Source organism: Daejeonella sp. (genome assembly GCF_049655485.1).
Taxonomy (GTDB): Bacteria; Bacteroidota; Bacteroidia; order Sphingobacteriales; family Sphingobacteriaceae; genus Daejeonella.
Genome location: NZ_JBASJU010000215.1, coordinates 1 through 8,384 on the forward strand (window position 1 = coordinate 1; position 8,384 = coordinate 8,384).

General features: G+C 41.7%; 5 protein-coding genes. All 5 read right to left on the reverse strand.

Annotated features, from left to right (window positions below):
* Window positions 1-332, reverse strand: a 332-nt coding sequence (locus WBJ10_RS09105) for a hypothetical protein (RefSeq protein WP_424289506.1), incomplete at its 3' end; no start/stop codon positions are given.
* Window positions 333-647, reverse strand: a complete 315-nt coding sequence (locus tag WBJ10_RS09110; protein WP_424289508.1) for a DUF3467 domain-containing protein — start codon at window positions 645-647, stop codon at window positions 333-335.
* 62 nt (window positions 648-709) lie between these two features.
* Entirely contained in the window at window positions 710-964 is a 255-nt protein-coding gene (locus WBJ10_RS09115) for a hypothetical protein (RefSeq protein ID WP_424289510.1), read from the reverse strand.
* A gap of 121 nt (window positions 965-1,085) precedes the next feature.
* The gene (gene rpoC / locus WBJ10_RS09120; protein ID WP_424289512.1) at window positions 1,086-5,375 is read right to left on the reverse strand and encodes a DNA-directed RNA polymerase subunit beta'; all 4,290 of its coding nucleotides are present in this window, start codon (window positions 5,373-5,375) and stop codon (window positions 1,086-1,088) included.
* 81 nt (window positions 5,376-5,456) lie between these two features.
* Window positions 5,457-8,384, reverse strand: a 2,928-nt coding sequence (rpoB, locus tag WBJ10_RS09125; RefSeq protein WP_424289514.1) for a DNA-directed RNA polymerase subunit beta, incomplete at its 5' end; no start/stop codon positions are given.

Consider the following 8,384-nt stretch of genomic DNA (forward strand, 5'->3'; position numbering starts at 1 on the left):
TATATATTGAAAATAAAAAGCCACATATGATCCCATAATCCGAAATATAGAATTGCAAAGGGCAATGCTGTTTTAAAGATGACATAAAGTTCACCTCTAATTTTCCTCTGATGATAAGAAGAATTTCTGTCTACGTACTCCAAATATACACCTGGAAAAAACACTTTCGAAGCAACCAGAAATAACCTAAACACCCGCTCAATTCCAAAATCGCTGTAATGGGAATTGTGCCAGACGTCTTTAATCTTATCGAAATGGGCTATATGTGGCCACTGATCATGCTTTTTTACGGCCTGATTACCAAATACCAGCTTATTTAGATGCCTTCTCATCTAGGCTTGTGCGGGAGGCCCGCCAAAATTCATAGGAAATGCAGGTGGATCTTCGTTGATCTTTATCCTACCGTTGATTGCTTCGAATTTTTCAAGATTATCTTCAAGGGCTCTCATAAACCTCTTTGCATGTTCCGGCGTCAAAACGATCCTGGATTTCACCCTGGCCTTCGGCACACCGGGCATCACACGAACGAAGTCTAACACAAACTCTGTATTAGAATGCGTTATAATGGCCAGGTTTGAATAGATCCCTTCTGCGACTTCTTCAGAAAGTTCGATATTTAACTGATTTTCGGGGTGTTGCTCTTCCATGATGTAAAAATAAAAAAAGTCCTCACGGTAAGAGAGGACTTTAACAGATGAATGTATTTCTTTTATTTTATTATAAAATTTACGATTCCTATCACAGCCCCTGTGATGGCCAGAAACTGAATTAAACCTACAATATATATAGATCTCATTAGTTCAGTTTTTACATCTGATAGATCCACTTTTGTCGCAAAGACTTCCCTCCTACTATCAAACTCGTTTTTAACTTCAGAACTAATAAAATAAACCAGTTCCTCGGCTTCCTTTTCACCCAACCGTTCTTTAAGAATTTGATATAATCGAATTTCGGAAACACTCATCAGCTAATACTTAAAGTAGAAACATTCTTCTCTTTAATTGCATTCCAATTTAACAATTCCACACCAAATAAAAAAGCCCCTGATCAAATCAGGGGCTTATAATTTAGTTATCGGCAAAGGACTAAGCTTCTACTTCTTCCTGTTTTGATGCTAATAATTTATCGTACTCTTCCTGAGAACCAACGATGATCCGCTCGTAGTGACGTAAACCTGTTCCTGAAGGAATTAAGTGACCAACGATCACGTTTTCTTTCAATCCTAACAAGTTATCACGTTTACCACTGATCGCCGCCTCATTCAATACCTTAGTTGTTTCCTGGAAGGAAGCCGCTGATATAAACGATTTAGTACCCAACGATGCACGGGTAATACCCTGAAGCATTTGACTTGAAGTAGCCGCAATAGCATCGCGGGTTTCAACAAGTTTCATGTCTTTACGCTTAAGAACTGAATTCTCATCTCTCAATTTACGCACAGATATGATTTGACCTGCTTTCAGGTTAGTTGAATCACCTGGTTCGGTAACAACGCGTTTGTCATAGATTTCATCATTTTCCAATTGGAAATCCCAACGGTCAACAAGTTCTTTCTCAAGGAAACGTGTATCACCAGCATCCTCGATCATCACTTTCTGCATCATTTGGTGAACGATGGTTTCAAAGTGCTTATCGTTGATCTTCACACCCTGCAAACGGTAAACCTCCTGGATACCATTAACAAGATATTCCTGAACTGCTGCAGGGCCTTTAATTGAAAGGATATCAGCAGGTGAAATCGATCCGTCAGATAATGGCATACCTGCTTTGACGAAGTCATTATCCTGCACAAGGATGTGCTTAGACAATGGAACAAGGTATTTTTTGATCTGTCCGTCTTTCGATTCGATTGACATCTCACGGTTACCACGTTTAACTCCGGCTAAAGTTACAACACCATCAATTTCAGTTACAACTGCAGGATTCGAAGGATTACGCGCTTCGAACAATTCCGTCACACGTGGAAGACCACCCGTGATATCCCTTGTTTTACCTGTCGAACGAGGAATCTTAGCAATGATCTGCCCCATTTTGACAGCTTCGTGTTCTTCAACTGCAATGTGTGCTCCTACCGGGATGTTATATCCTTTAAGACCATTACCTTTCTTATCCGCTACACGGATAACAGGGTTTTTGGTTTTGTCACGGGTATCGATAATAACTTTCTCCCTGTGACCGGTTTGCTCATCAGATTCTTCACGGAAGGTAATACCTTCAATGATCGCTTCAAATTCCGCTTTACCTTCAAATTCGGAAATAATAACTGCGTTATATGGATCCCAGCTACAAATCTTATCTCCTTTAGAGATCTTATCACCATCCTTAACATACAGATATGCTCCGTAAGGGATGTTGTTCGCCATGATCATTTTGTTTGTGCCTGGCTCAACGATCCTGAACTCACCTGAACGTCCTAAAACAACCTCAAGTGGTCCATCTTCAGTTTGATGACTAACAGTTCTCACATTCTCAAATTCGATAACACCATCAAACTTAGCTACGATCTGAGATTCTGCAGCAATGTTTGATGCAGTACCACCCACGTGGAATGTACGAAGTGTTAACTGTGTTCCCGGCTCACCGATTGACTGTGCAGCAATTACACCGACAGCTTCACCCATCTGAACACGTTTACCAGTTGCAAGGTTACGTCCATAACACAGAGCACAAACACCACGCTTGCTTTCACATGTTAGAACCGAACGGATCTCAATACCCTCAAGGGCAGAATTCTCGATCTTAACTGCAATATGCTCTTCAATATCCATTCCTGCCGGAACAAGAAGTTCGTTATTCAATGGATCATATACGTCATGAAGACTTGTTCTACCCAAAATACGATCGTATAATGGTTCAACAACATCCTCATTATCTTTTAATGCAGTCGTATAAATACCTCTTAGAGTTCCGCAATCTGTTTCACCTACGATCATATCCTGAGCAACATCATGTAAACGACGGGTCAGGTAACCAGCATCCGCAGTTTTCAAAGCCGTATCGGCGAGACCCTTACGTGCACCGTGGGTAGAGATGAAGTATTCAAGTACCGATAATCCCTCTTTAAAGTTAGATAAGATTGGATTTTCGATAATTTCACCTCCTGAACCCGATTTCTGAGGCTTCGCCATCAAACCACGCATCCCACAAAGCTGACGAATCTGCTCCTTAGAACCACGTGCTCCAGAATCAAGCATCATGTAAACCGAGTTAAACCCTTGGTTATCGCTTGATAACTGGTTCATCACATTCGCAGTAAGGCGATTGTTGATACGGGTCCAGATATCAATAATCTGATTGTAACGCTCGTTGTTGGTAATGAAACCCATATTGTAGTTATTCATTACTTCTTCAACTTCCTTACTTGCCTGGCTTATAAGCTGTGCTTTTTCAGCCGGGATGTTAAGATCCTGAAGATTAAACGAAAGACCACCCTGGAATGCCATTTGGAAACCTAACTCCTTAATTTCATCAAGGAATTGTGCAGCACGTGCCATACCAGTAGTTTTCACCACTTCACCAATGATATCACGAAGTGATTTCTTGGTTAATAATTCATTAATATATCCAACTTCAGCAGGAACTCTCTGGTTAAACAGAACGCGTCCTACAGTAGTTTCAATAAGCTTGTTATTGATCTGCCCACTTTCTTTATCCTTCACATTGGTTTTAACCTTAATGAAAGCATGGAGATCAAGCTTGCGCTCATTATAAGCGATAATTACCTCTTCAGGTGAATAGAAAGTTTGATCCTGACCAACAACTACACGTGTTTCATCAGTTCTGCGGCCTTTAGTGATATAATAAAGACCCAAAACCATATCCTGAGATGGAACCGTAATTGGTGTACCATTTGCAGGGTTCAGAATGTTATGTGAAGCAAGCATCAGCATTTGGGCTTCCAGAATCGCAGCATTACCTAACGGTAAATGCACCGCCATCTGGTCACCGTCAAAATCCGCATTGAATGCAGTACACACTAATGGGTGCAATTGAATTGCTTTTCCCTCTACCAGCTTAGGCTGGAAAGACTGAATACCCAAACGGTGAAGCGTTGGTGCACGGTTTAGTAGTACCGGGTGACCTTTCAAAACGTTTTCAAGGATATCCCAAACTATCGGGTCCTTACGATCAACGATCTTTTTAGCTGATTTTACCGTTTTCACCACTCCTCTTTCGATCATCTTACGAATGATAAATGGTTTGAACAACTCTGCAGCCATGTCTTTAGGTAATCCGCACTCGTGTAGTTTCAGGTTTGGTCCTACAACAATTACAGAACGTGCTGAATAATCCACACGTTTACCTAATAAATTTTGACGGAAACGTCCTTGTTTACCTTTCAGGATATCTGAAAGAGATTTCAATGCACGGTTACCTTCAGTCTTAACAGCGTTTACTTTACGTGAGTTATCGAATAACGAATCGACAGACTCCTGAAGCATACGTTTCTCGTTACGTAAGATAACCTCGGGCGCTTTGATCTCAATCAAACGTTTCAAACGATTGTTACGGATAATCACACGACGGTAAAGATCATTCAAATCGGAAGTAGCAAAACGACCACCCTCGAGTGGAACGAGAGGCCTTAATTCAGGTGGAATAACAGGAACAATCTTAACGATCATCCATTCCGGATTGTTCTCGATACGAGTATTTGCACCACGGAATGCTTCAACAACCTGAAGACGTTTTAAAGCCTCAGTCTTACGTTGCTGTGAAGTTTCAGTAGCTGCCTGGTGGCGAAGGTCATACGACTGCTGATCAAGATCTAATCGGCCTAACAGATCCTGAAGTGCTTCAGCACCCATCTTAGCGATGAATTTCTCTGGATCTTTATCGTCCAGGTATTGATTTTCTTTTGGTAAAGTATCCAAGATATCCAGATATTCTTCCTCTGTAAGGAAGTCCATTTTCTGGATACCGTCAGCTTCTTTTGGACCAGCCTGAATAACTACATAACGCTCATAATAAATTATAAGGTCAAGTTTCTTAGTTGGCAATCCAAGAAGATAACCTATTTTGTTCGGAAGGGAACGGAAATACCAGATATGCGCAACAGGAACCACCAAATTAATGTGCCCCATTCGCTCACGACGTACTTTCTTTTCAGTTACTTCAACCCCGCAACGGTCGCAGACAATACCTTTATAACGGATACGCTTGTATTTACCGCAATGACATTCGTAATCCTTTACAGGACCGAAAATCCGCTCGCAAAATAAGCCATCACGCTCAGGTTTGTAAGTCCGGTAGTTGATAGTTTCCGGTTTTAACACCTCACCGCTTGAACGCTCCAGAATAGATTCCGGCGACGCCAAACTAATGGTAATCGAGGTGAAATTACTTTTGATTTTATTATCCTTTTTGTAAGACATAGCTCTTTATTTTGTTGTTGGTTGTTCGTTGTTAGTTGTTAGTGCGACCGAGGCCAACAACTAACAACCAACAACTAACAACTAGTCTAATGTGATATCCAATCCCAAACCTCTCAACTCATGAACCAATACATTGAATGATTCCGGAACTGAAGGTGTTGGAAGGTTTTCACCTTTAACGATCGCTTCGTAGGTTTTTGCACGCCCTACAACGTCATCAGACTTAACTGTTAATATCTCCTGAAGTATGTTAGCAGCACCAAATGCCTCAAGTGCCCAAACCTCCATCTCACCAAAACGCTGACCACCAAATTGTGCTTTACCACCCAATGGCTGTTGTGTAATTAATGAGTATGGTCCGATTGAACGCGCGTGCATCTTATCGTCAACCATGTGACCTAATTTCAGCATGTAAATAATACCCACTGTAGTCTGTTGGTCAAAACGATCACCAGTTAAACCATTGTATAAATAAGTTCTTCCTGATGTTGGTACACCTGCTTTAGCAACCCACTCTTCAACCTCATCATGAGAAGCTCCGTCGAAAATTGGCGTAGCGAACTTCATTCCAAGTTCTTTACCAGCCCATCCCAACACAGTCTCGTAGATCTGTCCAAGGTTCATACGTGATGGTACACCCAGCGGGTTTAACACGATATCAACCGGAGTTCCGTCTTCAAGGAATGGCATATCCTCATCACGAACGATACGGGCAACAATACCCTTATTACCGTGACGTCCAGCCATCTTATCTCCAACTTTCAGCTTACGTTTTTTAGCAACATAAACTTTAGCCATTTGTACAATTCCTGATGGAAGCTCATCTCCTACGCTGATTGCAAACTTATCACGCTTATACGCACCAAGCTCTTCGTTAAGCTTAATGTTGTAATTGTGAAGGGTTTGTTTGATCAGTTCGTTCTTGTCTTCATCAGTTGTCCACTTTGTAGGGTTTACGTTTGCGAACTCTAATTCAGTAAGGATTTTCTGTGTGAACTTCACACCTTTCGCTACCAAAAGTTCTTTGTAAACATTGTAAACACCTTGCGAAGTTTTACCATTCACAATGGTGAACAATTTATCAATCAAGGTCTCTTTCAATTCCTTGGTTGCTTTGTTATGTCTGTTATCTAACTTCTCGATCATCACTTTCTCTTCCGGCTTAGTAGTTTTCTTAGCGCGTGAGAATAGTTTAGTATCGATAACCACACCGTGTATTGACGGCGGAGTTTTAAGTGAAGCATCTTTCACATCACCTGCTTTGTCACCAAAGATGGCACGTAAAAGTTTTTCCTCCGGTGATGGATCAGATTCTCCTTTTGGAGTGATCTTTCCGATTAGGATATCACCTTCTTTAATTTCAGCTCCCACACGGATAATTCCATTCTCATCCAGGTCCTTAGTCGCTTCTTCAGAAACGTTAGGAATATCTGGTGTAAGTTCTTCTTCTCCACGTTTGGTGTCACGAACTTCAAGTTCGAACTCTTCAATATGAAGTGAAGTGAATATATCCTGTGAAACAACACGCTCAGAGATTACAATCGCATCCTCAAAGTTGAACCCTTGCCAAGGCATGAATGCCACTTTAAGGTTTCTACCAAGAGCTAGCTCACCATCCTGGGTCGCGTATCCTTCACAAAGTACTTGACCTTTTGTAACTTTCTGTCCTTTTCTTACGATAGGCTTCAAGTTGATACACGTGCTTTGGTTGGTTTTCTTGAATTTAATCAAGCGGTATGATTTAACCTCTCCTTCAAAAGATACAAGAACGTCGTCCTCATTTCTTTCGTAACGTATACGGATTTCATTCGCATCAACATATTCTACAACACCTGTTCCTTCTGCATTGATCAAAGTACGAGAATCACGTGCAACACGTCCTTCAAGTCCGGTTCCTACAATTGGGGCTTCAGGGCGTAACAATGGTACGGCCTGGCGTTGCATGTTCGATCCCATCAATGCACGGTTAGCATCATCATGTTCCAGGAATGGAATCAGTGACGCAGCGATTGAAGTAATCTGGTTTGGTGCTATATCCATCAAATCAAGCTTAGTTGGCTCAATTACCGGGAAGTCACCTTCGTAACGCGCTTTAACATGCGGCGTTTCAAAATTACCTTTATCATCATACAAGGCACTTGCCTGTCCGATAGTCTTACCTTCTTCATCTTCTGCAGAAAGGTAGATAACCGGCTCCTCAACAACTACACGTCCGGCATCAACCTTACGGTAAGGAGTTTCAATGAAACCTAAATTATTGATCTTCGCATGCACACAAAGTGATGAAATCAAACCAATATTCGGTCCCTCAGGAGTTTCAATAGTACACAAACGACCATAGTGGGTGTAGTGAACGTCACGAACCTCAAAACCTGCACGCTCACGCGACAGACCACCTGGGCCTAAGGCTGACAGACGACGCTTGTGCGTAATCTCTGCCAGAGGATTGGTTTGATCCATGAACTGTGATAACTGGTTCGTTCCGAAGAACGAGTTGATCACAGAAGATAGTGTACGAGCATTGATAAGGTCAGTTGGTGTAAACACCTCGTTGTCACGGATGTTCATACGCTCACGAATAGTACGAGACATACGTGCAAGGCCAACACCAAACTGTGCATATAACTGCTCGCCTACTGTACGAACACGACGGTTTGATAAGTGATCAATATCATCCACCTCAGCTTTGGAGTTGATCAATTTGATCAAGTATTTAACGATGGCAATGATATCTTGCTTAGTAAGGACTTTAGTTTCTACAGGTGTAGCTAACTTAAGCTTACGATTGATACGGTAACGGCCAACGTCCCCAAGGTCATATCTCTTATCAGAGAAGAACAAGCGGTCGATGATACCACGAGCTGTTTCTTCATCAGGTGGTTCTGCGTTACGCAATTGGCGATAGATGTGCTCCACAGCTTCTTTTTCAGAGTTGGAAGTATCTTTCTGTAATGTATTATATATAATAGTATAATCACCGCTGTTTACTGCATCGTCCTTAGTAAGGAT